25 protein-coding genes and 1 pseudogene are annotated in these 26,561 nt (G+C 70.0%); 3 read left to right on the top strand and 23 right to left on the bottom strand.

Annotation, left to right across the window (positions count from 1 at the left end; translation table 11 throughout):
* Nucleotides 1-30 precede the first annotated feature (30 nt).
* The 3 genes from ACOOHF_RS11275 to ACOOHF_RS11265 form a co-directional block, all read right to left on the bottom strand.
* Nucleotides 31-381: a HesB/IscA family protein gene (locus ACOOHF_RS11275; protein ID WP_419934948.1), complete on the bottom strand. Its 351-nt coding sequence runs from the start codon at nt 379-381 to the stop codon at nt 31-33.
* A gap of 64 nt (nt 382-445) precedes the next feature.
* On the bottom strand, nt 446-1,342 hold the full coding sequence (locus ACOOHF_RS11270; RefSeq protein ID WP_420461773.1) for a PHP domain-containing protein: 897 nt from the start codon (nt 1,340-1,342) through the stop codon (nt 446-448).
* Nucleotides 1,339-1,587, bottom strand: coding sequence for a hypothetical protein (locus tag ACOOHF_RS11265; protein ID WP_419934946.1), 249 nt, complete (start codon nt 1,585-1,587; stop codon nt 1,339-1,341). Before ACOOHF_RS11265 ends, ACOOHF_RS11270 begins: the two co-directional genes overlap by 4 nt.
* Nucleotides 1,588-1,709: 122 nt before the next feature.
* On the opposite strand from ACOOHF_RS11265, the pseudogene ACOOHF_RS11260 reads away from it, so the two are divergent.
* A pseudogene (locus tag ACOOHF_RS11260) lies at nt 1,710-1,826 on the top strand (NAD-dependent deacylase); the annotation flags it as partial.
* Between the two features lie 108 nt (nt 1,827-1,934).
* On the opposite strand, the gene ACOOHF_RS11255 reads toward ACOOHF_RS11260, so the two are convergent.
* The 5 genes from ACOOHF_RS11255 to ACOOHF_RS11235 form a co-directional block, all read right to left on the bottom strand.
* Entirely contained in the window at nt 1,935-2,615 is a 681-nt protein-coding gene (locus ACOOHF_RS11255) for a metal-dependent transcriptional regulator (RefSeq protein ID WP_420461772.1), read from the bottom strand.
* Between the two features lie 22 nt (nt 2,616-2,637).
* The gene (locus tag ACOOHF_RS11250) at nt 2,638-3,474 is read right to left on the bottom strand and encodes a hypothetical protein (protein ID WP_420461771.1); all 837 of its coding nucleotides are present in this window, start codon (nt 3,472-3,474) and stop codon (nt 2,638-2,640) included.
* 100 nt (nt 3,475-3,574) lie between these two features.
* Nucleotides 3,575-4,015: a hypothetical protein gene (locus tag ACOOHF_RS11245; RefSeq protein WP_419934943.1), complete on the bottom strand. Its 441-nt coding sequence runs from the start codon at nt 4,013-4,015 to the stop codon at nt 3,575-3,577.
* Nucleotides 4,015-5,880, bottom strand: a complete 1,866-nt coding sequence (locus ACOOHF_RS11240; protein ID WP_420461770.1) for a hypothetical protein — start codon at nt 5,878-5,880, stop codon at nt 4,015-4,017. Before ACOOHF_RS11240 ends, ACOOHF_RS11245 begins: the two co-directional genes overlap by 1 nt.
* Nucleotide 5,881: 1 nt before the next feature.
* On the bottom strand, nt 5,882-6,883 hold the full coding sequence (locus ACOOHF_RS11235) for an MBL fold metallo-hydrolase (protein ID WP_420461769.1): 1,002 nt from the start codon (nt 6,881-6,883) through the stop codon (nt 5,882-5,884).
* 102 nt (nt 6,884-6,985) lie between these two features.
* On the opposite strand from ACOOHF_RS11235, the gene ACOOHF_RS11230 reads away from it, so the two are divergent.
* Nucleotides 6,986-7,285 carry a hypothetical protein gene (locus ACOOHF_RS11230; RefSeq protein WP_420461768.1) on the top strand — a complete coding sequence of 100 codons (300 nt, stop codon included), beginning with the start codon at nt 6,986-6,988 and terminating at the stop codon, nt 7,283-7,285.
* A complete protein-coding gene (locus tag ACOOHF_RS11225; protein ID WP_420461767.1) occupies nt 7,285-8,775 on the top strand; it encodes a sodium:solute symporter family protein in 1,491 nt (496 codons plus the stop codon). Before ACOOHF_RS11230 ends, ACOOHF_RS11225 begins: the two co-directional genes overlap by 1 nt.
* A 53-nt stretch (nt 8,776-8,828) precedes the next feature.
* On the opposite strand, the gene ACOOHF_RS11220 is transcribed toward ACOOHF_RS11225, so the two are convergent.
* The 15 genes from ACOOHF_RS11220 to asnB all read right to left on the bottom strand — a co-directional run bounded on the left by ACOOHF_RS11220 (nt 8,829) and on the right by asnB (nt 26,553).
* Complete coding sequence (locus tag ACOOHF_RS11220) at nt 8,829-9,893, bottom strand: carboxypeptidase regulatory-like domain-containing protein (protein ID WP_420461766.1); 1,065 nt, start codon at nt 9,891-9,893, stop codon at nt 8,829-8,831.
* A gap of 86 nt (nt 9,894-9,979) precedes the next feature.
* Nucleotides 9,980-11,197 carry a M20 family metallopeptidase gene (locus ACOOHF_RS11215; RefSeq protein ID WP_420461765.1) on the bottom strand — a complete coding sequence of 406 codons (1,218 nt, stop codon included), beginning with the start codon at nt 11,195-11,197 and terminating at the stop codon, nt 9,980-9,982.
* A 120-nt stretch (nt 11,198-11,317) separates the two neighbouring features.
* Nucleotides 11,318-12,724: an amidase gene (locus ACOOHF_RS11210; protein WP_420461764.1), complete on the bottom strand. Its 1,407-nt coding sequence runs from the start codon at nt 12,722-12,724 to the stop codon at nt 11,318-11,320.
* 32 nt (nt 12,725-12,756) lie between these two features.
* A complete protein-coding gene (locus ACOOHF_RS11205; RefSeq protein ID WP_420461763.1) occupies nt 12,757-13,893 on the bottom strand; it encodes a serine hydrolase domain-containing protein in 1,137 nt (378 codons plus the stop codon).
* A gap of 34 nt (nt 13,894-13,927) precedes the next feature.
* On the bottom strand, nt 13,928-14,716 hold the full coding sequence (locus ACOOHF_RS11200) for a cyclase family protein (RefSeq protein ID WP_420461762.1): 789 nt from the start codon (nt 14,714-14,716) through the stop codon (nt 13,928-13,930).
* 146 nt (nt 14,717-14,862) lie between these two features.
* A complete protein-coding gene (locus tag ACOOHF_RS11195; RefSeq protein ID WP_420461761.1) occupies nt 14,863-16,437 on the bottom strand; it encodes an acyl-CoA synthetase in 1,575 nt (524 codons plus the stop codon).
* A complete protein-coding gene (locus tag ACOOHF_RS11190) occupies nt 16,434-17,330 on the bottom strand; it encodes an FAD binding domain-containing protein (RefSeq protein WP_420461760.1) in 897 nt (298 codons plus the stop codon). Before ACOOHF_RS11190 ends, ACOOHF_RS11195 begins: the two co-directional genes overlap by 4 nt.
* Nucleotides 17,327-19,708, bottom strand: a complete 2,382-nt coding sequence (locus ACOOHF_RS11185) for a molybdopterin cofactor-binding domain-containing protein (RefSeq protein ID WP_420461759.1) — start codon at nt 19,706-19,708, stop codon at nt 17,327-17,329. The genes ACOOHF_RS11190 and ACOOHF_RS11185 overlap by 4 nt, the downstream gene beginning before the upstream one ends.
* On the bottom strand, nt 19,705-20,235 hold the full coding sequence (locus ACOOHF_RS11180) for a (2Fe-2S)-binding protein (RefSeq protein WP_420461758.1): 531 nt from the start codon (nt 20,233-20,235) through the stop codon (nt 19,705-19,707). Before ACOOHF_RS11180 ends, ACOOHF_RS11185 begins: the two co-directional genes overlap by 4 nt.
* Nucleotides 20,232-20,594: a type II toxin-antitoxin system RelE/ParE family toxin gene (locus ACOOHF_RS11175; protein WP_420461757.1), complete on the bottom strand. Its 363-nt coding sequence runs from the start codon at nt 20,592-20,594 to the stop codon at nt 20,232-20,234. Before ACOOHF_RS11175 ends, ACOOHF_RS11180 begins: the two co-directional genes overlap by 4 nt.
* Nucleotides 20,591-20,869, bottom strand: a complete 279-nt coding sequence (locus ACOOHF_RS11170; RefSeq protein WP_419934921.1) for a type II toxin-antitoxin system Phd/YefM family antitoxin — start codon at nt 20,867-20,869, stop codon at nt 20,591-20,593. Before ACOOHF_RS11170 ends, ACOOHF_RS11175 begins: the two co-directional genes overlap by 4 nt.
* Nucleotides 20,870-21,000: 131 nt before the next feature.
* Complete coding sequence (locus tag ACOOHF_RS11165; RefSeq protein WP_420461756.1) at nt 21,001-23,028, bottom strand: hypothetical protein; 2,028 nt, start codon at nt 23,026-23,028, stop codon at nt 21,001-21,003.
* A gap of 129 nt (nt 23,029-23,157) precedes the next feature.
* Nucleotides 23,158-24,423, bottom strand: coding sequence for a choice-of-anchor B family protein (locus tag ACOOHF_RS11160; protein WP_420461755.1), 1,266 nt, complete (start codon nt 24,421-24,423; stop codon nt 23,158-23,160).
* Nucleotides 24,416-24,670 carry a hypothetical protein gene (locus ACOOHF_RS11155; RefSeq protein ID WP_419934916.1) on the bottom strand — a complete coding sequence of 85 codons (255 nt, stop codon included), beginning with the start codon at nt 24,668-24,670 and terminating at the stop codon, nt 24,416-24,418. The genes ACOOHF_RS11160 and ACOOHF_RS11155 overlap by 8 nt, the downstream gene beginning before the upstream one ends.
* 203 nt (nt 24,671-24,873) lie before the next feature.
* Nucleotides 24,874-26,553, bottom strand: coding sequence for an asparagine synthase B (gene asnB / locus ACOOHF_RS11150; RefSeq protein ID WP_420461754.1), 1,680 nt, complete (start codon nt 26,551-26,553; stop codon nt 24,874-24,876).
* Between the last annotated feature and the right edge of the window lie 8 nt (nt 26,554-26,561).

Genomic DNA, 26,561 nt, shown 5'->3' with positions numbered 1-26,561 from the left:
GGGCCCGGCCGGACGCCGAGTTCCCGCAGCTCAGACGGCGAAGGACGTCCCGCAGCCGCAGCTCCCGGCCGCGTTCGGATTCTCGAACGTGAAGCCGGTGCCCTGAAACGAACTGTGGTATCCGATCGAGAGACCGGCGAGGTACTGCGCGCTGAACGGATCGATGACCACGGGCACCCCTTCGGACTCGAAAGTGAAATCGTCGTCGCGAATCGTCGTGTCCATGTCCAGCCCGTACTCGAAACCCGAGCAGCCGCCCGGGATGACGCTCACCCGGAGCACGGCCTCGACCTCCGCTCCGGCCTGGAACTCTCTCACCTTCTCGGCCGCCTCCCGGGTCAGGGTGACGATCGGTTCGGTGGCCTGTGTCGTCTCGCTCATACCGCCTGTACCTCCCGGGCGGGAACCTCCCCGCCGACATATGACAAGATAACCGTCCTGCCGGTCATTGCCGAACCGAATTCCGGCGGGCGGCGCGACCGAAGTGCGTCCGCTCGCGGATCGCCTCCATCCAGCGGGCGGGCACATGCGCCCAGCCCGGGCTCCGTCTCCCCGTGTTCGGTCCGTGCCAGTCCGAGCCGCCGCATGTGAGCAGGCCGAGTTCGTCGGCCACGGCCTTCATGCGAGCCTGCACGGCGGCCTTGTTCGCCGGGTGCACGATCTCGACCCCGTCAAGCCCTTCGCCCGCCCACCGGCGGACATCATCCACGCCATGCACCTTCCCCGGGTGCGCGACGCATACGACCCCGCCCGCCGCGTGCACCTGATCGAACACGACCTTCGGCGGCGTCTCCTGCTTGCCAACGAACGCGGGACAGCCCCGTGAAAGATATAGCCGGAACACCGCATTCAGGTCCGATACGTGCCCCCCGGCGACCAGCGCGCGCGCCACGTGCGCCCGGGTCGGGGCCGCCGCGCCCGTCTGCCGCTCCACGTCCTCGTCGGTCAACGCTACCCCCGCCGCCTGCAGGAGTTCGACGATCCGTCGCGCGCGCCGGCGCCGGTCTTCCCGATACCGGTGGAGGAAGTCCTGCAGCCCCGGGTGCTCGCGGTCGAAGCCGAAGGCGAGGAGATGCACCGATCGCCCCGGCTCGTTGGCCGACAGCTCCGCGCCCGGCAGGAAGCTGAGGCCGTGCCTCCGGGCCGCGGCCTCCGCCTCGGCGAGCCCCGAGGTCGTGTCGTGATCGGTGAGCGCGAACCCCGCCAGGCCGGCCTCCGCGACAGTCCGCACGACCTCGTCGACGGGGAGCGTCCCGTCACTGTGCGTCGAGTGAAGATGGAGATCGACGCCCGCGGCCGCTCCCGCGCCCGGCGTCGCTCCGCCCGCGGTTCCGCCGCTCAAGGACCGTACGTCGGGTAGTCCCGCGGAATCCCCATCGAACGCGAAGCGTCGAACAGCGCTCGGAGTTCCTCCTCCGGGATCTCGTCGAAGCTCCCGCTCCCCGCGTATCGGTCCGCGTCCACCCGGACGACCCGATAGGGCCGCTGGTCGGTCGAGGTGCAGAAGAAAACGACCACGCTCTCGCCAGCCTCCTCGGCGAGCGTGGCACGCCAGGTACCTCCATCGGCCTTGATTCTCGTGCTCACGCGCTCATCGTCCGTTCGTTGGTCCGTCTCGCGGGATGGTTCAGCGTCCTTCGCGGGCGGCGCGGCGTGCGGGCGGCGCGGCGCGGCGAGGCAGGGGCCGGCGCCACAAAGATCGGCGGGCGATGGAAGAGGGTCAATGGCGAACCGCGCGCGGGCTCGTGCGCCAAGCCCGGCGGGTGATCGTGCTCACCGGCGCCGGCATCTCCGCCGAGTCGGGGGTGCCCACCTTCCGCGATGCCGGGGGGTCAACGTGCGCCGGACGGCCCTCACCGACGCGGCGACCGCGGCGGTCCGCGGAGAGGCCGGCACGGTCCTTCCCGCGCTCCTCGACTGACGCGTTCGCCGAGTCAGGGATCGCGTTCGACGAAGACGGCGTCGGCGAGCGCGGGTTCGACTTCGAACGAACGATCTCCCACCTCGAGGAGTGCCCCGCCGCCATCGCGTTCGCGCAGGCAGCGGATCCGCGTCCCCGGAAAGAGCCCCAGCGCCGCGAGTTCCCGGAGCGTCTCCGGGCTCTGGTCCGACACTTCGCGGACCACGCCCCGCCCTCCGTCTCCGAGGTCGGCGAGCGGAACCCACGCGGTCTCCGCGAGCTCCCCATCGCGCGTGGGGATGGGACTCCCGTGCGGGTCGATGGACGGCTCTCCCAGCGTCTCCGCCATGCGGTCGATGAGGACATCCGAGGCGGCGTGCTCCAGACGCTCGGCCTCGGCGTGCACGTCCTCCCAGGAATACCCGAGCTTCTCGATGAGGTAGAGTTCGATCACCCGGTGCCGGCGGATGATCCGGAGCGCCGTCATCTCGCCCAGCGCCGTGAGCCGCGCACCGCGGTAGCGCGTGTAGCTCAGCAGCCCCTGCGCCGCCAGCCCCTGAACCATCCGGGTGATCGACGCCGCGGAGCGATCCAGCTCCTCGGCGAGCGCCGTGGTCGACACCGCCGCGCCCCCGGCCTCCGCCTGCAGCTTGTACACCGCCTTCAGGTAGTCCTCGACCGCGCGGCTCGGGTCCGGGGTTCTTCCGTCGGGCATTCGGCGGTGGCTCCCGGCAGTCCTAGAAGGCCGGACGCTGGAAGATGGAATCCGGGAGCACGGGGTTGAGCTCGACATCATCATGGCGGAGTTCGCGGGTCGGGTTCATCTCCGTGTCCCGATAGAGCCGGGAGATGACGTACGTGAAGTCGCCGACCTCCTCGTACCCGTCCCAGTACATTCGCGCCCGGCTCTCCTCGCCTCTTCCCTGGGAGATGTAATGCACCTGCTCCGGGTAGGGGTCGTCGTCCAGGAAGTAGTAGAAGTAGCGGTCTCCGGACTGGAGCCCGACGCCGTCGCCGAAGGTGATCCGGACCTCGTACCCGCCGTCCTCCCACGGGCCGGCCCGGCGGTTGACGCCCGGATCGAACAGCTTGTAGGGGAGCCCGAACCAGTAGACCACGTCGCGCCCCACGTACTCGGACTCGTCCCAGGCCCGGATCCCCGGTTCAAGGAGACGCTCGTTGAGCGTGGCCCACATCTCCGAGCCGGAGAAAGTCTGCACGTACAGGCCCTCGGCCTCGGGCCGCTCGATCCGCGTCTGCTCGACGCCGTCCACCTTCCGGTACTCCACACGCCGCGGTCGCATGCGCTGGATCCCGCCGGTGGAGTCGTACCACACGGTCGTGATCGTGTAACGGGCCGACTCGATGCTCTCCCAGGCGGCGAGGCCTCCCACGGTCTCGAGCCAGGCTCCGAGCAGGGAATCGGCGAGCACTTCGTCCGGCTCGAGACCGGCGGTCGAGGCCGCGGGAGACGAACCGTCCCCCGCACAGCCCGCGGACGCGGCTGCGACGAGGGCAAGAGCCATGGCCAGGGCGGGGCCGGGGCGTCGCGGGAGTTGGGCGCGGGGCTTCATATGTGCCTCCGGTATCGGCTGCGGGTGGATCGTGTCGTCGCGCGGGGGCCGGAATATTCTCCCCCCTCGAGATCGCGGCCACAAGCACCGGGCGGGCCCGTCACGGCGTGGGTGGCCCGGCGCCAACGCCCTTCAGCTGCACGACGATGACCTCGACGGGTTCGGGGCCCATGTTCACGTCTCCGTGGAGTTCGCCCGGAGGATCGGCGTTGAGCCAATAGGCCCGGCCCGTCTCCCACGTCATCTCGCGCCGTTCCCCGGCGTCGCTGACCACGGTGAGCGTCCCCCCCTGGAGCGCGATGATTGCGCGGGGGTTGTCGTGGCGGTGCATCTCGAGCGGCTGGTTGGGCGCGATCACGCTCTTCCACACCTGCACGTGCTCGTTCTCGAACTGCGGCGTGCGCCCGGTGGTGGCCGCAGCGTCCGGTTCCGCCTGCTCGCCGGCTTGGCCGCACCCCGAAACCAGCACGGCGGCAGCGAGGACGGAAACGACCGCGGGGACGACAACGCGGACGACGGCTGGGACGATCGTGGCACGCATCACGGGTCGACTCCCTGTGTGGAGTGGGTTGGGCCGGGAACGAGCCGGGGCCCCGCGCCGACGGTCCCGCTTCGCCGCACGGCGGCGGGCGGAGGCGCGGCAACGATTTCGATTTCGGCGCCGGACTCGGCTTCTCCGTGCGCCGGGGAAAGGACGTGGAGCGTAAGGCGGTACCGTCCTTCGTCGAGGAGGGGGAGGCGGAGTTCGACGGTGCGGCCCTCGGCACCGGGGTTCGCCGCCTCAAGCCAACGGATGCCGGCCTGTTCCGTGTCGCGGCCGGCGAGGCCGCTCCACTCGAGTGCCCTGCGCCAGAAGCCCTTCCCCTCGCGCGCCAGGGAGAGCGTAACCTCGAGGGCGGCGGCGGGCGCGGGGGAGCCGTACCACTCCCAGTAGACGGCCAAGGTCTCGCCCGCCCGGGCGGTGCGGTCGCCTCGGGCGCGGGCCAGCGCCTCGGCGAGCGTGGAGGGGAGGGCGCCGCCGGCGTGCAGCAGCAGGATGTCGGAAAGCAGCGGATGACCGTCGGTGAGGGGGATCCGTGCGCGTGCGGCGCCGGGCTCCTCCTCGCAGCGCGCTTCGACGCCGACGAGGGTGACGGGGGCGGCCGCCCGGGGCTCCGCGACCGCGAGCGGCCCGCCGCCGCGGCCGGTGCGCGAGGCGGTCACGCCGTGGACGTCGGCGAGGAAAAGACCGCTCTCGAGATCGCAGGGGGGCAGCGAGTCCGGCCACGCGAACGCCGCCACCACGCGCCGGCGCCCGTCGCGTCGAAAGCCGGCCACCTGGTGGGGCAGCTCCAGAACTTCGCCGAAGGCCGGCGCCCAGCTCGTGCGGGCGTCCGCTTCGTCCAGGTTCCACAGCGGCCCCTCGTCCGCCGTCCCGAGGCGCGACACCGTGAAGCGTTGCGCGCCCGGAAGGCGGTGGGACCATACGACCTCGTCGGTGCGCACGCCCACGATCCGGTGGCGCGCTCGCTCCCAACCCGCGGGCCAGCCGAAGCGCAGCGTGATCTCGGTGAGATCGTCGCCCCACGGCAGCCCCCAGGGGCTCACGGCGTCGGCCTGGAGCGCGGCGCGGACGCGGCGGGCGAGGTGTTCCGAGCGCCGCTCCAGCCCCGGCACGAGCCACAACGGGTCGGAGAGGTGCCAGAACGAGCGCTCCACGGCGCGGCGCGGCGCGCTTCCGCAGGCGAAGCGTTCGTACCGGCCGCGCGTGCGGCGGTCGAGTAGCGGTCCGGGTTCGGTCCACCCGCAGCGCTCTTGTTCGGTCATCCGGCCGAGCGCCCGCTCGAAGGCCGCCTCCGCCTCCGCGTAGCGGCCGCTCTCGTGGAGGACGAATCCGGCCAACGCCCCGCACCAGGAACCCTCCATGTGGCAGACGTCCAGGAGCGCGAGCGCCTCGTCCGCGCGGCCGGCCTCCAGCCGATAGGCGACGCGCTGCCCGGTGAGCCACTCGTCACCGGGCACGAGCCGGGCGGCGCTGTCGAGGACCGCAATCAGGGCGAGTCGCTCCGCTGCGACCTCCGGCACCTCCGGGACCGCCTCCCAATCGTCGTCGTCCCAACCCTCGACGAGGCAGAAGCGCCCGATCCCCTCGCCGCACTGCGGGTTGACCAGCGGGCCGCGCGGGAAGTTGCGGCGCCGGACGTGCTCGAACGCGCGCTGCGCGTCACGCGCCATCCGCATCGCCGCGGCGGCATGGGGCGGCGCGGGCGCTTGAACCGCTTCCGCTCGGACTGCACGCGCCGACCCCGGGGCCGAGTATGCCGGCGCGGGCGCGGCGACCGCCGACCCCGCGAGCGCGAGTGCCGCGAGCGCCGGGGCAACCGCTGTGCGCGCGGCGCGGATCTCGATCCTCCGACCGGTACGCATCTCAGTACACATCAAGATCCCGGCCGTAGGCGAGCGGTCCGTCGTAGCCCGCGGCGCGAATCTCCGCGACCATCTCCTCGGGCGTCGCCCCCCAGCCCAGCTGGTGGTGGAGCACGAGGATCCCGGGCCGCGCCCTCGTCGCGAGGTCCGCCAGTTCGACGGTCGAGGTGTGGGCCTGCGCGTGGTACGCCTGCCATTCCGGCGGACGATCGCGAAACGTCGTGGCCGAGTACACCTCGTGCACCAGCACGTCGCACCCGTCGCACATCTCGACGATGGCCTCGGTCGGAGCGGTGTCTCCGGAGATGACGACGGAACGCCCGGCCCCCTCGAAGCGATAGCCGTAGGCCTCGGGCCAGCCGGTGTGCGGGACGGCGAACGCGGTCACGCGGACGCGGTCGTCCTCGTAGATGACGCCCGGGTCGATGTCGACCGCCTCCACCCGCCAGCCGTCGGGCGTCGCGGGCTGGCTCCCGCTGAGCCGGTTCTCGAGGTCCGCCTCCCACGCCGCCGTCAGGTGCATGGCCATGGCCGCCGTCCCGTCCGGTCCGAACAGCTTCAGCGGCGCCTCCCGCTCCGCCACCCAGGGCGTGTGGATGAGATCGGGCAGGCCCACCGTGTGGTCGCTGTGCAGGTGCGTGAGGAACGCGATGTCGAGGCGCGCCGCCGTGAGCCCGTCCACCCCGTAGCGCTCCGCGGCCTCCGCCGCGCGCCGCACGAGCCCGGGCCCCGCGTCCACGAGGTAGGCCCGACCGTCGACCAGCACCGCGGTGGCGGGGCCGGAGGCCGCCGGTTCGGGGTTCGGCGTGCCGGTGCCCAGCAGCACGAGGTGCATTCCGGAGGAGAGGTCCGCGGCCCGCGCGGCGGCCCCGCCCGCGGATGGCATCGCCTCCCCGTCCATGGGGGCCTCCGGCGCGCACCCCACGGATGCCAGCGCCGGCCAGCCGCAAAGCAGGCTGGCCACGACGGCGAAGCGATGGCGCGTTCCGTGCGTGGCGGGCATGAGCCAAGATCGGTCGCGTCGCGCCCGCGCTCAACCGTTGCCGGCCGACGGCGGCAAGACCGGAGTCTTGACCCGGCCGGACCGAGCCACCCTTTTTCGCCGATGGACGATCCACGCCAACCCCGCGCCGTGACGCATGACCGCAGTCCCCTCGCCGTCGCCGTTGCGGGATTCTACGTGCTCCTCTTCGTGGCGCTCGTGTGGCCCGTCTATCCCTTCTTCGCCACCATCGAGCCGCGCATGCTCGCGATGCCGTTCTCGCTCTTCTACGTCGTCGTCTGTCTTCTACTCTCCTTCTTCGCCCTGTTCGCCTTCTACCTGTGGGAGCGGAAGCGGGACGCCGCCGAGAGCGGAGCCTCCGTCAACGGTGACGCGGGCGCGGCGGGCGGAGGACACCGCTGATGCCCGCCTGGCTCGTCGTCTTCCTCGTCACGATCGGGTATCTGCTCGCCTCGCTCGCGATCGGGCTCGCCTCCGGGCGGCACGCATCGAAGAGCACCGAGGGCTACGTCGCCGGCGACCGCTCGCTCAACTTCCTCGTCCTCTACTTCATCATGGGCGCCTCGGTGTTCAGCGCCTTCGCCTTCCTCGGCGGGCCGGGCTGGGCCTACTCGCGCGGGGCCGCGGCCTTCTACATCCTCGCCTACGCCTCGGTGGGGCTCGTCCCGTGGTACTTCTTCGGCCCCCGCGTCGCCGCGCTCGGCCGCCGCTTCGGCTACGTGACGCAGGCCGAACTCTTCGCGCACCGCTTCAAAAGCCGCTCGATCCCGGCGATCCTCGCCGTCCTCTCGATCTTCGCCTTCATCCCCTATCTCGTGATCCAGATGAAGGGGGCGGGTTACGTCTTCAACGTGGTCACCGAGGGCCGCGTCCCGGAGTGGGCCGGCTCGGCGATCGCCTACGGCGTCGTCCTCATCTACGTGTTCCGGAGCGGCGTCCTCGGGGTCGGCTGGACGAACACCTTCCAGGGGATGTTCATGATGGTGCTCGCGTGGGGGCTCGGCCTCTACCTGCCGTGGAAGCTGCACGGCGGCGTGGGTCCCATGTTCGACGCGATCGCCGCCGCTCTCCCCGACATGCTGCGGGGGGCTGGGCTGGGGGCGGACGGACAGCCGTGGAGCTGGGGCGCGTACTCGAGTTCGGTCGCCATCTCGGCGTTCGGGTTCAGCGTGTGGCCGCACTACTTCATGAAGATCTACACGGCCCGCGATGTGGACACGCTCAAGCGGACGGTCGTCTACTATCCGACCTTCGCCCTCTTCCTCGTCCCCATCCTCTTCATCGGATTCGCGGGGGTCCTCGCCTTCCCCGGGGTCCAGCCCGCCGACGCCATCCTCCCCACCATCGTGACTTCGGTGCAGATCGGACTTCCGCCCTTCATCGTGGGACTGTTCTGTGCCGGTGCCCTCGCGGCGTCGATGTCGACGGGAGACGCGCTCCTGCACGCGGCGGGGTCCGTGGCGGTAAGGGACTTCTGGGGGCATCTGAAGCCCGGCGCGCTCGACGACGCGGCCCAACGCAGGTGGATCCGCAGGATGGTGATCGCCGTCGGGGCGGTCGCATACGGCCTCGCACTGATCCCGGGACTCAGCCTGGTGGAGCTGCTGCTCCTGAGCTACGGGTTCATCGCGCAGCTCTTCCCGCTCACCGTGGTGACCTTCCTGTGGCGGGGAGTGACGCGGGCGGGGGCGCTATGGGGCCTCGTGACCGGCGGCGGAATCGCGTTCGTGCTCGACCTCGTCCTGCGCCTGGACCTGATCTCGGCGGCGGCGACGGCCGGCATCCACCCGGGTATCTACGGCATGGCCGGCAACGTCATCGTCATGGTCGCGGTCTCGCGCCACACGAAGCGCCTCGCCCCCGCGCATGTGGCGCAGTTCACCGACCGCTGAACCTCCGCGGCGCCGGGGAGGCGTCCGCGGAGGTTCCGGCGATTACTGGCTGATCATTTAGTCCAGATCAGGACCAGGTTGCAGCCCGAATGGAATCGCATCAGCCCGGTCGGTAGCGACACCGGCGCCCGATACACCTCGACACCGGCGACCTCGCTCGGGACCACGATCGTGTTGATGGGAAGGTTCGAGACGTTCATGCTGTCCAGGTAGATGGTGAGGCAGTCCGCCGCTCGAACCCGTGGCCCCCTCCGCGCCGACAGGAGGCGTGGCCGCAGCCTGGTGTGGTTCGACAGCAGCTGGCTGATGTGATACGGCTGCCACCGCTCCAGGTAGTCCTGGGTGATGAACTCGCCGATGCCCAGCATCTCGCCCCAGTACCTCCTCTCGTAGAAGCCCTTGGCCTCGAGCCTGGGCGACCAGGTCGTCGTCGCGACCAGCGGCTCCATCTCCACAGGGTCCGGAACGAGCCCGATCTCCACCTCGGTGGCGAGTCCCGACTTGACATTGATCGTGTGGCTGAGAAGCGCGTAGCCGAGGCGCCGCACCTGAAGTTGGTTCGGTCCCGCGGGCACGCCGGTGAGGATGAAACGTCCCCATCTGTCGCTCTCGACGGCGGCCGGGCGGCCGGCCACGGTCACTGCGGCTGTTCTGATCGCGTCCTTCGTCTGCGCGTCGAACACGCGCCCCATCAGCCGTCCCGGGCTCGTCGTTTGGGCGGGAACGCGGAGCGCGATCTCACGCGTCTCCCCGGGTCCGAACGCGACGACGGCCTGTTCGCTCGAGCCGCTGCCCACCTGTCCCCACACGGTGGCCTTCCTCGCGTCCCTCGGCACACAGATCACGAGGCGGCCGTCGGCGCCCGTGGACCGGCGGACCGGCCTCCGGACGACATCGGTCCAGCGGACGCTCACGGTGGCCCCTCGTACCGCCGTTCCCGTTTCGTCCAGAACCGTGACCTCGAGCGAGCCGCGGTTCCCGCAACTCCGCTCCTCCTGGCCTGCCAACGCGCCGGCTCCGAACGCGAACTGCAGCGCTGCCAAGGCCGCCACCGTCGCGGCCGTCGATACGGGGGGTCGCGCCCCACGCGTCACGTACTCCGTCCTATGCCCTTCCATCCCTGACCTCCGTTTCCTGGATCATCGGCTCGCCTGAAGCTGTTCCCAAGACGCCGTGGGTCACGGGTAGGTCACACAGTGCAGGGTCAACTCGCACGGGCGTAGGCGGCAGGCCAGTGGAAGGCGAGAGCCGCGTTGCCGCGGATTCCCAAGGCCAGTTCGTCGACGACGATGTGCTCGTTGACGGTGTGGGCCAGGCGGTCGTCGCCGGGCCCGAAGCCGACCACGGTCATGCCGGCGAGCCCGAAGTGTCCGCCATCGGTGGCGAAATCCCAGACGTCGACCGGCGGCTCGGCCCCGAGCGGGCCGGCCAGGACCTCGACCGCCGTCCGGACCGCGTCGTGGTCGGCGGGGAGGGAGAGGGCGGGGTTGTCGGCCGGATACGTCATCTCGTACCCCGCGTAGCTCGAGCGCTCGTGCTGCGGGATCAGGATGTCGCTGCTCGATCCCTCGATCTCGCACCCCCGCAGCACGGGGAGGAGTTGCGCCCGCAGCGACGCCGCGTCCTGACCGGTCACCGTCCGGCAGTCGAGCGTGACCTCAGCCAAGCCCGGGATGACGTTGCCGCTGGTCTGGTCCGTCCCGATGAGGGTCGGGGCGATGGAGCAGGTGCCGAGATCGGGATCGTACGCGAGGTCGACATCTTCCAGCGCGGCGAGGAAGCGCCCGATCACGGTCAGCGGATTGCGGCCGATATCGGTCATCGAGGCGTGGGCCATCTTCCCGCGTACCTGAACGCGGAGTTCGATCCGGCCGCGATGTCCGCGTCGGACCTCGTTGCGGCTCGGCTCGCCGATCAGGACCAGATCGGGTCGCAGCGTCTCCGCCATGTAACGCGCGCCGAGGCCCCCGACTTCCTCCTGTACCGTTCCCGTCACGTAGACATCGCCGGGCGGCCGCTGTCCGGCCGCGACGAGGCGGGCGACCCCGTGCACCTGCGCCGCCAGCGGGCCCTTGATGTCGATCGCGCCGCGCCCCCACAGGAGGCCGTCGTGTATTTCGCCGCCGTAGGGGTGATGGGGCCAGTCGGCCGGATCCCCGGCGTCCACATGATCGAGGTGGGTGTTGAACATCACCGAAGGAGCTTCGCCCAGCCCCCGGAGGAGACCGATGACGTTGCCGGCCGCATCGTGCTCGACCTCGTCGTAGCCGAGGGCACGCATCTCGGAGGCGACGAGCATCGCGATGTCGCCTTCTTCGCCTGGCATCGACTGGGTGCGGATGAGCCGCTGGAGGAAGCGGACGCAGGCATCGAACCCGTCGCCGGACAACTCCGAAACGGCGTGGTCGCTTGAACTCATCATGATCGGTCCTCGGGGGTTTCGGGTCCTGGGCGGCGGTGGCCCTGGGAGCATCTCAATGTGGGTCGGGCGGTGTTCCGTCAAGCTCGACGCGTTCCCGCGGGAACGTCCTGCCACCCCGACTCACGCTTCCGCGACCAGGGGCGGGAGGCCGATGGGCCGCGCCCGGGAGATGGCCGAGGCGGCGGCGAGCGCCTGCCCCTCTCCGCGCGGGGGGCCGACGATCTGCAGCCCGACCGGCAACCCCGCCGCATCCAGCCCGGCCGGGACGCACGCGACGGGCAGACCCGGCATGGAGAGCAGGAAGGTCGGGGCGATCCAGTCGACGTAGGTCTTCATCGGGCGCCCCCCGACGGTCTCCGGATAGTTCTGCTCCACCGGGAAGGGCGGGATCGCCATGCACGGCGTAAGGAGCGCGTCGTAGCGTTCGAGGAGAGCGAGAAGCTCTTCCCTCACCTGGCGGCGCACGTTCTCGGCCGCCCCGATCTCCGCTGGAGTCAGGGACAGTCCGGAGCGGAGGTTCGCCGACACGTTGGGGCCGAAGGCGTCGACCCGGTGCAGTTCGGCCTCGAAATGGGACACGAACCAGTGCCCTCGGAGGACGAGAAACGCGTCCCACGCGTACGAGAGGTCCAGATCCACTTCGTCCACGTGCGCGCCTCCCGCCCGAAGCGACGCCAGCGCTTCATGACATGCCGCGTTGACGGTACCGTCGATCCCGATCCGCGCGATGTCGCCGCACCAGGCCCAGCGACTCCCCGCGAGCGCGACCTCGGCGGGATCGTCCCAAAGCGGCTCGGGGGCGGAGACCGGCGAGGCCGGATCGGGTCCCGAGATCGCGCGCAGCCCGAACGCGACGTCTTCCGGGTCGCGCCCCATGAGCCCGGTCGCCTGCAGGCCGTCCCAGAGGTAGGCGGCCGGCACCGTCGGCACGAGCCCCGGCGTGGGACGAAGCCCGGCGATTCCGCAGAAGGAGGCGGGGATACGGAGCGAACCCCCCAGATCCGTCCCCTGCGCGAGCGAAGCCATCCCCGTCGCCAGCGCGACCGCTCCGCCTCCGGTGGAGCCCCCGGCGCTGAGGGCGGGATTCCACGGGTTACGCGTCACGCCGAACACCTCGTTCCAGGTATTGCCACCCGCCGCGAACTCCGGCGTATTCGTCTTCCCGAGGATGACCGCACCGGCCTCGCGCAGTCGGCGGACGACGAGCGCGTCCCGCTCGGGTACGTGGTCGGCCCACAGCGGGGAGCCGTAGGTCGTCCGGAGACCCGCCGTCTCCGTCACATCCTTGATGCCGACGACGAGCCCGGCGAGGGGTCCCGGGTCCGCGCCGGCCGCAAGAGCCGCGTCGACCTCGGCCGCCTCCGCCTCCGCCTCCGGGTTCATCGTGACGACCGCGTTCAGGGCCCCGTTGTGGCGTTCGGCGCGGGCCAGGCAGGCGCCCAGCAACTCGGCCGCCGTCATTTCGCCCGCGCGGATGCGCCGGGCCTGCTCCCGGGCCGGCAGCAGCGCCGGATCGAGGCGTTCCATCACGGCAAGCGGTCGTCCCCGGCTGCTGGCACCTACGGCAGGAACATCTGGGCGATCGCCTCGCCGTAGCGGGCGGAGTCGAAGGGGAGCGCGTTCGTCTGGAGCGCCACCACCACGCCGTAGTCGTCGAAGTTGGCGAGGAAGGACCGCGTCCCCTTCACCGTGCCCGTGTGGCTCGGATAGCGCCGCCCCGCCTGGTCCGTGCGGATGAACCACGCCAGCGCCTGCTCGTGCGCGATCGGCTCGCCCAGTCCGTCCGGGGACGAGGGATCGATCTGACGGATCCCCGGATCGAGCTGCGGCCGGTGCATCTCGGCCACCGTCTCCGGCGCGAGCAGGCGCCCGTCGTTGATCGCGAGTGCGAAGCGGACCAGGTCGTCCACATTCGAGATGATCCCGCCACCCGCGTACTTGTAGCTCGGGTCCTCCGGCTCGGGATGGATGAACCGACCGGACTCACCGCGCACGTAGCCGTGGCCCCGGTTCTGCACCACCCGGGACGGGATGTCGAACTGGGTCGCCATCATGCCCGCCGGTTCCCACACGAAGCGCTTGAGGTATTCCTCGTAATCCATCCCCGACGCGGCCTCGACGATGCCGTGTTGCAGGTTGTGCGCGTGCGAGGAGTACATCCAGCCGGACCCCGTCTCGTAGGCGAGCGGATCATCGCGCCACAGCTCCGTCGCCTCCTGGAAGTCGTCGTAGTGCCGCAGGCTGAGCAGGTCATGGGGGCCGAACTCGACCCCGTTGTAGTGCCGGATCCCGGAGGTGTGCGTGAGGATGTGGCGCACGGTGATCGGGAATTCCCGCTCGGGATACCAGGGCATGTACGTCTGGAGCGTGGCGTCGAGATCCACCTTCCCCTGCTCGACGAGCTGCATGAGACCGACCACGGCCAGCACCTTCGACACCGATCCCACGTTGTGGACCGTGCGGCCCGTGGCGCGCGTACGGTTGTCGAGTTCGGCGACGCCCACGCCCTCCGAGAAGACGATCTCCCCATCCACCGCTACCGCGACGGACAGCCCGGGCAGGTCGTTGTCGTTTCGGATCTGCTCCATGTAGTCGAGCAGCCCCTCGTACGAGTAGCTCTGCGCGGCCAGAACCGCTGCAGGAAGCAGCAGGACAATGGACAGTGCGACGGCTCTCAAAGACCTGGTGACAGTCATTGTCTCTCTCATTTTCTCTTTCTCTTCCATTTCTCTAGTCCTCGAGGAAAGCCACGACGCGGCAGAAGGCGGCCTCTCCTCCCTTGAACTTCCACGGGAAGCAACCGATCGTGAGCCGCCGGTTCTGGAGCTCCGGGGCCGCGATCTGACCGCCGAGATTCTCTATGTGCATGCACTCGTGTGGAAAGAGCGCATTGTGGGTCAGTTGATAGTGTTCCTCAGGAAACAGCTCGTCCACGGCCGCCGCACCGCCGAATACCCGCTCCGCCATCGCCCGCACGCGGTCGCAGTGTCCGAAGGTGCCCTTCCCGAGGAAACGCCCGATCGGGAGGTTCATGGGATGGTCGGTGGAGATCACGTCCACGCCCCAGACCTTGATCTTCCGGTCGATGAGCCACTGCACCATGTCGGGGTGCGCGCCGGGATGGGTGTGGACGTAGCGTTCCTCGTTCGCCTCGGCGCCGAACTGCGCGAAACGCTCCCACCCCGTGTGGAGGATGAGGAGGTCGCCGTCCCGGATCTCCACCCGGGATTCGATCATCTCGGGCGTGTAGACGGCAAGGTCGCCCATCTCGTCGCGCAGGTCGACGATCACGCCGTCCCCGTACAGCCATTCGAGCGGGATCTCGTCGATCGTCATCCCGTTGGTCACGAAGTGGCGGGGGGCGTCGAGGTGCGTACCCATGTGGTTGGAGGTCTGGATGTACTGCGCGTTCACGCCGTGTTCGACCTTGCGCTTTATGTACTTGACTTCGAACGGCGGATAGTAGGGCCAGAAGAAACATTCCTGATTGAGGGGCTGCGAGAGGTCGTAGATTTTCATGGACGATCGACTCCGTCGGGGTCGGGGTTCACGGGGCCCGCGCCGGGCTGCCCGGGGCGCTCGATCCCGGCCGCCGCGACCGCCGCGACCGCCGGTGTTCCTACGCTCCCCCATCCGGACGGGGAGCGCAATGGCCGAGACTCCGGCTACGGCTCGCCGGCCTCGAACAGTGCGCGCACGGCCGGCTTCCGCACCTTCCCCATGGCGTTTCGCGGCAGATCGTCGACGCAACGCCAGGCGCGGGGGACCTTGTACCGAGCTAACCGCTCCCGGGCCCACGGGTCCAGCAGCGCGGCGATCCCGTCCGTCGTTCGCGGCGACGCCCCCGGCTCCGGGACGACGGCGGCGGAGACCCGTTCTCCCCAGTCCTCGTCCGGGATCCCGACCACCGCGCAGTCGCGCACGGCAGGGTGCGAGCGGAGGAGTTCCTCGATTTCGACGGCGGAGATCTTGTAGCCGCCGCTCTTGAGGATGTCGACGGAGCGGCGTCCCAGGATCCGATAGTAACCGTCCTCCAGGACGGCTTCATCTCCGGTGCGGAACCACCCGCCGGTGAACGCGGTCGCGGTCTCCTCCGGCCGCCGCCAGTATTCGGAGAACACCATCGGACCCTGCACCTGGATTTCGCCCGATTCTCCGGGTGCGAGGACCTCCACTCCCTCCGCCAACACTTCGCCGGTGGCGGGACGCAGGAGCCGCAGGCGGACGCCGGGGAGGGGCTGGCCCACGGTGCCGGCGCGCCGCTCGCCGTCGTACGGGTTGGAGAGCCCCATGCCGATCTCGGTCATGCCGTAGCGCTCGAGGAGACGGTGTCCGGTGATCTCCTCCCAGCGCTCGAACACCGGCACGGGGAGCGCGGCCGAACCCGACACCATGAGCCGCAGCGCGCCCGTGCCCCGCGACCACCGGGTTCGCGTGGCGCCGTCCGCAGCGTCCCAGGCGCGGAGGAGCTTGGCGTAGACCGTCGGGACCGCCATGAACACGGTGATGTCGCCGGAGGCGAGCCGGTCCCACGTCGTCGTTGGGTCGAAGCTCCCTGCCAACTCGACCGCAGCCCCGGCGTAGAGCGGACAGCAGAGGGCGTTGACGATGCCGTGCGTGTGGTGGAGGGGGAGGACGTGGAGGATCCGGTCGTCGCGCGTCCACCGCCACGCCCCGACGAGGGACGTGATGTGCGCCTCGATCTGGCCGTGAGTCGTCAGGGCCCCCTTGGGGCGGCCCGTCGTGCCGCTCGTGTAGAGGATCATCGCCGGCCGCGCCGCGGTGAGCCGTGGCAGCGGCGCGGCGTTGGACGCCGGAGGCGGGAATCCGTCGTCGCCGTTCGTGGTCGCGTCGTCCGCCCAGTAGAACGGGATGCCGCGCGCCCGCGCCAAGCCCTCGACGCGGGCGCCCGTCTCCCCTGCTCCGACCAGCGTCGCGCAGTCCGCGTCGTCGATCACGTACTCGAGTTCCCGACCGGGGTGGTGAGGGGAGAGGGGGACTGCGATCCCGCCCGCGCGCCAGATGGCCCACTGGATGACGACGTATTCGAACCCGGGCTCCATGAGGAAGCCGACCCGGGCCCCGTCGAGGTCGGCGACGCCGGCGCCCGCGAGGAGTTGTCGGGCCCGGAGCCGCGACCGGGCGTCTAGATCCCCGTAGGCATGCGCCTCCCCGTCCGCGAGCACGGCGACGCGCGCGGACCATTCCCGGGGGGGCTGGACGAGCCTGGGGCCGGTCAAGCCCGGGCGCGGGCGGCGGCGCGCGACAGAACGCGGCGCGTCAGGACGCGGACGAGGTGCCGGCGGTATGCCTCGCTCGCGTGCATGTCCGCGGCCGGATCCGCCGTTCCGGCGCAGACCCTCGCCGCGGCGGCGATCGCGTGGGGGGTCGGCTCGGCGCCCACGAGCGAATCCGCGGCCTCCTCCATGAGACAGGGAGTGGCTCCCCCGTTCACGAGCGAGATCGCGGCGTCCCGGCAGACCCCGGCGTCGTCGAGCCGGATCCGGGCCGCGACCCCGGCGAGGGCATAGTCGCCCCGGCGCCGGGCCACCTCGTCAAAGGCCGAGCCCTCCCCGGGGCCCGGCGCCGGCACCTCGACCGCGGTGAGGATCTCGCCCGGCTCGAGCGCGGTGAAGAAAGGCCCGAGGAATAGCTCCCTCAGATCCAGCGTCCGCTCCGCGCGGGGGCCGGTCTCGCCCTCCCGCGCGCACCGGGCGATGTGGACCCGAGCCCCCAGCGTGAGGAGCACGGCGGGCAACTCGGCCGCCGGATCGGCGTGCGCCACCGAGCCTCCGACGGTGCCCCGCGAGCGAATCTGCGGGTGCGCGATGAAGCGGGCCGCCTCCGCGAGAAGGGCGGCGCCTTCCGCTACGAGCGGGTCTCGCTCCAGCGTGGAGTGCCGCGTCATGGCGCCCAGCCGAAGCCAGCCGTCCTCCGTCCTCTCGACCCGCGCCAGTTCCGCGATCCGATTCAGGTCCACGAGACGCTCCGGCGCCGCGAGCCTGAAGTTGAGCATTGGGACGAGGCTCTGGCCTCCCGCAAGGGGGCGAGTCTCGAGAGAGTCGTCCGCCAGCACCTCGAGGGCCTCGTCGAGATCGACCGGGGCTACGTAGTCGAAGCGCGGCGGCTTCACGACTCCCCTCCCGAACGCTGCGAACGCCCCTCCGAAAGCTCCCGCAGGAGTTCGAACAGGCGGCCGGGACTCAGCGGGATGTCGAGGATCTCCAGCCCGGGGGCGATGTCCGCCAGCGCGTCCTCCACGGCCTGTGCGAAGGCCGCCGCCACGGGGATCGCACCGCCCTCCCCCACCCCCTTCGTGCCCAGCGGGTTCAGCGGGGACGGCGTTTCGATGTGCGCGGTCTCGATCGGGGGGACGTCGGTCGCCGTCGGGAGGAGGTAGTCCATGAAAGACGCGTTGCTCGCCCCACCGAACTCGTCGAACGCGAGTTCCTCGTAGAAGGCGTTTCCGATCCCTGCCGCGACGCCGCCATGGATCTGCCCTTCCACGATCATCGGGTTGATCACCGTGCCGCAGTCGTGCACGACGATGTAGCGCAGGATCTCGACCATGGCCGTCTCGGGGTCCACCGCCACGACGATGGCGTGCGTCCCGTTCGCGGTCGTGCCGTACGGGGGGCCGAAGTACGAGGTCGCTTCCAGGCCCGGCTCCATCCCCGGCGCCACCGCCCCGCGCAGCGGGTTGGCGCTCAGCGCGAGCGCGCCGAGATCGACGGAAAGATCGGGGGCACCCTTCACGCGCGCGACGCCGTCCGCGAGTTCAAGGTCCTCGGCGTCGACCTCCAGCGCCTCCCCGGCGTGGCGCAGGATTTTCTCGCGCACGGATTGGGCCGCGGCGTGGATCGCGTTGCCGGCGACGACCGCCCCGCGGCTCGCGAAGGTGCCGGTCCCCCAGTGGAACTCGCTCGTGTCCCCGGTGACGACGCGCACGTCGGACGGCGCGACGCCGACCGCGTCGGCCACGATCTGCGCGAAGGAGGTGAAGTGTCCCTGGCCCTGCGTGCCCACGCCGGTCGCGAGGCGGACCGTACCGCCGGGCTCGACCGTGACCCGGGCCCCCTCGTAGGGGCCGATCCCCGTCCCCTCCACATAGTTCACGACGCCGACGCCGACGGCCCGTCCGTCCGCCTGCACCCGCTCGCGTTCTCGCGGGAACGTTTTTTCGTAGCCGACGATGCGGACCGCCTCTTCCAGCGACTCCTCGTAACTCCCGCTGTCGTACCTGAGCGGGGCGAAGTCCTGGTACATGATCTCGTGGTTGTAGGGGAATTCGTCCGGGCCGATCACGTTGCGGCGGCGGATCTCCACCGGATCGAGGCCGAGGCCGCGCGCCGCCAGGTCGAGTAACCTCTCCATGACGAACACGCCGTGCTGCCGGCCGGCCCCGCGCACCGGCGTGACGATCGGCTTGTTCGTGAACGCGACCCGGAACTCGCTCTCGTAGTTCGGCACCCGGTACGGTCCGAGGAGCGTGCACTGGGTGTTGATGGGGATCGTGAGCCCGTACGGGTCGTAGGCCCCCGAGTCGTGCACGAAGATGTCGCGCACGCCCAGGATCCGGCCTTCGCGGTTGACGGCGATCTCGGAGTCGTGCAGCTGGCCCCGCTCCTGCGTCGTGGCGAAGAAGTTCTCGTAGCGGTCCTCGACCCACTTCACGGGACGCCCGAGCCGCATCGAGGCCCAGGGGACGAGGATCTCCTCCGCGTAGAACATGATCTTGGGCCCGAACCCTCCGCCGACGAACGGCGCGATGACCTGCACCTGCGACTCCGACAGACCGAGCGCGGCGGCCACGACGTTGCGCACGGGGATAGGGGCCTGCGTCGTATCCCACACCCGCAGGCGGTCGGCCCGGGCGTCCCAGTCCGCCACCACGACCCGGTTCTCGATCGCGCCCCCGATCCCGCGGTCGTAGTGGAATCGCCGGCCCAGTACGAGGTCGGCCCGCGCGCGGGCAGCGGGGTAGTCCCCCTTTGTCTGCCGGACGTGCGCCGCGAGGTTCGACCGGAGGTCGTCGTGGACCCGCGGCGCGTCCGCGTCGAGCGCGCCCTCGAGATCGACCACGGCGTCGAGCGGCTCGATGTCCGCCTCCACGAGCGCCGCGGCATCCTCGGCCACGTAGCGGCTCTCGGCCACGATCATCGCCAGCGCCTCGCCCTGGTGCCGGACCCGGTCGCGCACGAGCGGCAGGGCGGTCCGCGCGTGGAAGACCGAGCCCTCGATGGGCGGTGGCGGCACGAGCACGGCGCCGGGGCGGCAGAGAGGGCCAAGCTCGGCGGCCGTGAAGACGGCGGCGACGCCGGGGTGCGCCCGCGCGCGGCCCACATCCAGCGTGCGGAGCCGGCCGGCGGGCAGGTCGCTCCGTACGAAGGCGACGTGCAGCGCCCCGGGCAGCTCCACGTCCTCGACGAACTGCGCGCGGCCGGTCAGCAGACGCGCGTCCTCGTTGCGCGGCACCCGGGCCCCGACCCACGTCCCGCCCGCCCGGCTCACGTCTCGCCCTCCCCGTCCGCCGCGAGGCCGTCCGCCGCGAGGCGCTCGGCCGCCAGCGCGACTCCCTCGACGATGTTGTGGTAGCCGGTACAACGGCACAGGTGTCCGGACACGGCCTCGCGGATCTCCTCCCGCGAAGGCGCGGGGTTCTCGCGCAGGAAGGCCTCAGCCGTCATCAGGATCCCCGGCGTACAGAAGCCGCACTGCAGCCCGTGCGCCTCGTGCAGGGCTCGCTGGACGGGGTGCAGTTGCTCGACGGAGACCGCTTCACCGGGCGCGGTAGCAGCGAGTCCTTCAACGGTCGTCACCTCGTGCCCGTCCACCTGCACCGCGAACATGAGGCAGGCTCGCACCGGCTCCCCGTCCAGTTGCACAGTGCACGCCCCGCAGACCCCGTGCTCGCACCCCACGTGCGTTCCGGTGAGCCCGACCTCGGAGCGCAGGAAGTCCGACAGCAGGAGCCGCGACTCAACCTCACCGGCCCACACCGCACCGTTGATCCGCGCCGAGATGCGAATTCCGCTCACACCGAGACCATCTGTCGCTTTCCAGATTCGCGTTCACGCACACCAGGAGGTTCGAAGCGGTCGCGCGCGGTCCCGTGTGCGGCGTGCACCACATCGATGACCGTGACCACGCGGACATCATCGTCCACTAGGTAGTAGAGCACATGCCTCATGACGACACGGGCATGAACGTCTTCCCCCTCATACGCACCCACGATCCGGAACGCACGCGGGTGAGTCTTGAGGGTGTCGGTGCTCCGCATGATCCTCGTGAGCCAGTCGCTGGCACGGCCGGTTCCGGAATCCTGCAAGATGTAGTGAGTAGCTTCGCGGAGCGAAGAGAGGGCCCGGGGCGAGAACTCGACCTCGTACCGGTTCACAAGTCCAGGCCGAACTCATCCGCCAGCGCACGGATTGCCTCCGTGGCGGGGATACCGCGCTCGCCGGCCCTGTACGCGCGAATCGCCTCTTGCCACAGGTGACCCCGCTCGGCTGAGTGGACGAGGAAGTCGTAGCGCTCCGGGCTCATGACGATCAGCGCCGCCTCGCCATTCTGGGTGATGGTTTCAACGCGACCCTCGCGGATCCGCTCGAGGTGCTCGCTCGTTCGCTGCCGGAAGTGGCTGAGTCCGTACGTGTCCTGGGTGCGGTGCATCGACGCCTCCATATGTAATTCGTAATGAATTCAGTATGGTGCGGTGTCGTGCGGGTGTCCAGCGGGACGGAGGAGTCCGCCCGGATCGCGGGACGCCGGGTTCCGTATGGCGTTGGCGATCCGCCCGGCTGCTACGGGACGAGTTCCTGGCGCGGCTCGAGCTTCACGGCCCACAGCCCGCTGAAGTACTCCGCGAAGAAGAGGTTCCCCTTGTGCACCTGCGGTCCCCACGTGAAGGGCGCGTTCGCGACCACGCCGTCCGGGTCGAACGCCTTGTAGCGGGCGATCTCCCGCCCCTGCTCTCCCAGGTTGCCCTTGAGTTCGCCGGAGATGTCGAGCACGCGCAGCCCGCCGTTGTAGAAGGCGGCGTAGAGCTTGTCGTCCTCGATCCACATGTTGTGAGATCCTGCCTCGGGAATCTCGTAACGGGCGACCTCCTCCGGATTGTCGGCATCCGTCATGTCGATGACGTGGATGTAGCCCGACATGAACTGCGGCGTCCGCTCCGCGTCCTGTCCGTCGAACCCGGGCCGCCCCGCTTCATCTCCCATGAACACATAGAAGCGGCCGGTCGGACTCCGGTACGGGAACGCCGCGTGCGTCCGCCCCCCGATGTCGCGGAAGCGCGCGATCTCCACCGGATTGGACGGCGATCCTCCGCGGTCGCCTCCTCCCACGTCGATGAGCACGACCCCGTCACCCCAGTTCGACGTGTACGCGACCCCGTCCACGATCCAGATGTCGTGGATCGAATGGCCCGGCGTGTCGAGTTCGAACCGGCCCACGCGGTGTGGATTGGCGGGGTCCTCGATGTTGATGACGTCGAAGCGGCGGCCGTTGTTCACCGCGTACACATGGTCCTGGTAGACGAATAGGTTGTGGACGCCTCCCGTGAGTTCGTCGTCGAACACCGAGATCTGCGTCACATCCTGCGGGTTCTGGCAGTCGAGGATGACGATCCCGTTGCGGCGGTTGGAGGCGCCCTCGCGCGAGATCACGCAGATCTCCCCGTCCTCGCTCACCTTCACATCGTTCGTCGTGCGCGCGTCGACGACGATGGAATCCGTCATGGCGGGGCTCGCCGGGTCCGTCACATCCCAGAAATAGACGGCGCCCGCCGCGGCGTGCGTGCCGGTGATCGCGTAGTCCCGGCCATCGCCCCCCTCCCACACCCACAGGTCGGAGGTACGCTCGTTCGTGACCTGCCCCTGCCCGACGTAGGTGACCTCCTGCGAGACGTGTCGCGGATGAACCTCGATCGACGACCGCGACGCGCGCCCCGGCACGTTGGCGACCACCGTGTACACGCCCGGGAAGTAGGCCACGAACCGACCCGTGTCATCGATCTCCGCCGGCGGGATGTCGGCCGTCGCCTCGATGGCGGGGTCCGCCATGACGGTCCAGGTGACGGGCAGGTCTCCCACCGCGCCGCCCATTGCGTCCTCGACCGTCGCGGCGAAGCGCACCACGTCGCCCGTCCGGGCCAGCTCCTGGCTCGCCGACACCGTCATGCGGGCGGCGGGGTTCTCCCGCACCTCGTAGCGCACCACCTCGGAGATGCCGTCGGCTTCCGCCCGCAGCGCAACCTGCCCCGTTCTGTGCGCCGTGAGGATGCCGAAACGGTCGACGGTAGCGACGCCGTCATCCGATGTCGACCAGCGGATCTCGCCGTCGCGCTCGTCGTCGGCCGCGTCGAGCAGCGTCGCCCGGTGGCGCGTCGCCACGCCGACATAGGTCGAGCCGCCCGAAGGCGTGACTTCGATACGGTCCAGCGGGGGGTACGCCACGCTCACCATGGCCTCCCCGCGCAGGTTCCGCGCCGTCGCCACGATGGCGGAGATCAGGAATTCTCCGCCCTTCATCCCCCTCACGCGGCCGGTCGCACGGCCCACGTCGATGCTCTGGCGCGCGCTTCCGCTCCGCCCGTCGGCGAAGCTCGGGAAGAAGAGGATCTGTGCGTCCACCACGTTCCCGTCCGCGTCCAGGACGCGCACCTCGAGCGTGGCCTCCTCCCCCACCTGAAGCGAAAGCGCGCTCGGCACGATCTCGACCGAGACCGCCTCCTGCGCCGCGGCGGGCGCACCCGCCGCGAATCCACCGGCGCAGACGGCGAGGAAGGAGGTTAGCGTGAGACGGGCAAGACGCGCGGGAGTCATCATCGTTCGGCCTTCGTCATCCGGGAGTTCGCCATCCGGCACGGCACGCCGGAATGACAGCAAGATGCCCGTCCGGCAAGTGACCGCGCAAACCGGGGCACGGACCGCTGGGGCCGCGATCCGACGCGACGTTTACCCCGTCGGCTCGCTGTTTCTCGTCTTCAGGAGGAAGAGGCCCTCGCGCCGGCTCGAGAGGAGGATCGTCCCGCTCTCGAAGAAGGGATAGACGCTCCAGGCCCCGCCGAACCCTTCTTCGTCATCGCTCGACGGGGTCGTATCGAAGCTGCCGACCGCGACCGGGGCCTCGGGATCGGAGAGATCGAGCACGAGGAGACCGCCGAGGTTGTTCGCCATGTAGAGCCGGTCGCCGCGCACGTACAGGTTGTGGGTGCTGGCCTTCGCCGGGCCGAAGTACTCGTTCACCAGCACGGGATCTTCGAGATCGCCGACATCGAACACAAGCACGCGAGGCCCGGCCATCTCCCGGATGAGTCCATCGAGTTCGTCGTTACCGTAGAAGTAGCGGCGGTCCTCGCTGAACCACCCCTGGTGCGCGTACCCGACGCCGGGGTACGAAGCATCCGCCAGCGGGACGGGATTCGCCTTGTCCGTGACGTCGGCGAACGAGAACGCGGTCTCGTTCCCGCCCGCGCAGATCTCCCGGCCCTGATGGTCCTCATCGGGACCGCGGTAGATGATACACTGCGCGTCGTGGGTATAGCCGGTGCCCCGGCGACCCGTGCCGTAGTGGGCGAAGCAGCCCGCGAAGACGGGGTTCAGCGGCTGGTTGATGTCGACGATGTGCGAACCCCCGTCGCACGTCTCGCCCTCCCCCGCGGAGCCGACCAGATAGGCGATACCGGCCTCCTCGTTGATGGCGATGTTGTGGCTCGACTCGACCCCATCGTACGTGGCTGCGGCGGTGAATTCCCGCGCCTCCCGCGCGTCCCGGAGCTGTGTCAGATCAAAGATCTGCATGCCGTGGCGGACCGGCCCTCCCGCGACGACGAACAGGTGATCCCGGAACACCTTGACGTCCCGCCACTGGCTGGGTTCGCTACCCTCGGTCGCGGGGAGGTCGCCCACATAACGCGGATGGAGTGGGTCGCTGACGTCAACGAACGCCGTCCCGTTCGTTCGTCCCACGATCGCGAATTCCTTCCCCGTCTCGGGATCGGTCCACCCCCACACGTCATTGAGCAGGGTGTCGCCACCGCCGCCGAGTTGTTCGGGGGTGACGACGGCGAGCAGATCCACGCGATCACACGGGAACCCGTCGGCCATACCGCCTTCGCAACGCACCTGCGCGACGGCGGGCGCGACGGTCAACATCGTTGCGAACACGGCGAGCACGGGCGCGATCATCCGCACCAGGGGCAGGCGGCAGCGATCAGTCATGGACGGTACGGTCGCGGGACCTGGACACATACGAGCCACGCGCCGCTCTCGCCGCCTTCAGTTTCGGCGTCGACTGGGCGGGCACGGTCAAGACTTCCCCGGTCTCGGCATCGACGCCGACGAGGACATCCCTGACCGTTGCATCCGACTTCTCGAGCTGGATCGTCCGGTACTCGTAGACGACTTTGACGCGACCTCGTCCGGGCGCCAGAGCGTACCCGCAGTCTCCTTCTCGCAACATCTTCATCTCATCACCCAGCTCCATGAACGCCCGCTTGCAGAGCCCTCACCCCCTCCCGCTTCGCCCCAACAGATTCCATACCCGAACGCACTGCATACATAGTACAACGTCTCTCCTGTGCGAGGTGGCCTCCCAGCTGCGAGGGAGAGGAAATGTATTCACGCTGTGAATGAAGATCATTCATGCCGTGAATTGATGGGGGTTGAGGTTCAGTAGCTGTGGGCGTGGACGCCTTGGACGGCGCGGCCTGACGGGTCGGCCATGCCGGCGAAGGCCGGGTCCCAGGCGATCGCCGCAGGGGTGCTGCAGGCGATGCTCGGGCCCTCGGGGACGCAGTGCACCGCCGGCTCGCCCGGAAAATGCCGGGCGAAGATCGAGCGGTAGAGATAGGCTTCCTTCGTGAGCGGCGTGTTGGTCGGGAAACGCGCCGCCGCCCGCGCCAACTGGCCGTCGCTGACCTCGGCCTCGGCGACTTCCTTCAGGCTGTCGATCCAGGAATAGCCCACCCCGTCGGAGAACTGCTCCTTCTGGCGCCACAGGATCTCGTCCGGCAGGAGCCCCTCGAACGCCTCGCGCAGGATGTGCTTCTCCATGAGGCCGTCCGCCGGGCGCTTCGACTCGGGGTCGAGGGCCATGGCCACATCGAGGAACTCGCGGTCGAGGAAGGGGACGCGCGCCTCCACCCCCCACGCCGCCATCGACTTGTTCGCGCGCAGGCAGTCGTACTTGTGGAGTTGGTCGAGCTTTCGGACGGTCTCCTCGTGGAACGCACGCGCGTCGGGGGCCTTGTGGAAGTAGAGGTATCCCCCGAACACCTCGTCGGCGCCCTCGCCCGAGAGCACCATCTTGATCCCCATCGCCTTGATCCGGCGGGCCATCAGGTACATCGGGGTCGAGGCGCGTACGGTCGTCACGTCGAACGTCTCGAGGTGGCGGATGACGTCGGAGATGGCGTCGAGTCCCTCCTGCAGCGTGTAGACGATCTCGTGATGCACCGTCCCGATCGCCTCCGCCGCCGCGCGCGCCGCCCCCAGGTCCGGGCCGCCCTCGAGGCCGACCGCGAACGAGTGCAGCCGCGGCCACCACGCCTCCTCCGCATCCCCGGTCTCCACGCGCCGGCGCGAGAACTTCATCGCCAGCGCCGAGATGACCGACGAGTCGAGGCCGCCCGACAGGAGCACGCCGTACGGCACGTCCGACATCAGCTGTCGGTGGACCGCCTCCTCCAGCGCCTCCCGCACCCGCTCGGGATCCGTCGGACCGCCCGCCACCGCATCGTAGTCCCGCCACCCCGGTTGGTAGTACGAGACCGGCCGACCGTCGGGGCTCCGACTGTCGAGCATGTGCCCCGGCGGGAAGTCGTGGATCTCCGGACAGGTGTCGATGAGCGCCTTCATCTCCGACGCGACGTAGAAGCGCCCCTCAGCGTCGCGGCCCGTGTACAGCGGCATGACGCCGATGGGGTCGCGGGCGATCAGATACCGGTCGCGTGCCTCGTCGTAAAGGGCGAAGGCGAAGATCCCGCTCAGTTCGTTGAGCCACGCGGCCGGATCATCGGGCCGCCCCTCGTACAGGGCGAGGATGACCTCGCAGTCGGAACGCGTCCGGAACGGGTAGCCGTCCGCCACCCCGTTCTCCAGCGCCGCGTGGTTGTAGATCTCCCCGTTGACGGCGAGCACCGTAGTGCGGTCGGGGCCGAACAGCGGCTGCGCCCCGCTCTCCACGTCCACGATCGACAGCCGCTCGTGGGCGAGGATCGCGCGTTCCCCCGCGTAGATGCCGCTCCAGTCCGGACCGCGGTGTCGCTGCCGCCGGGAGAGGTCGAGCGCCCGGCGGCGCAGGCCCGCGGCGCCCGGCTCGATCTCGAAGATGCCGAGGACGGAACACATGGTCGGGA

The organism is Candidatus Palauibacter sp. (assembly GCF_965216145.1).
GTDB lineage: Bacteria > Gemmatimonadota > Gemmatimonadetes > Palauibacterales > Palauibacteraceae > Palauibacter.
This window is presented reverse-complemented; position numbering and strand designations above follow the sequence as displayed.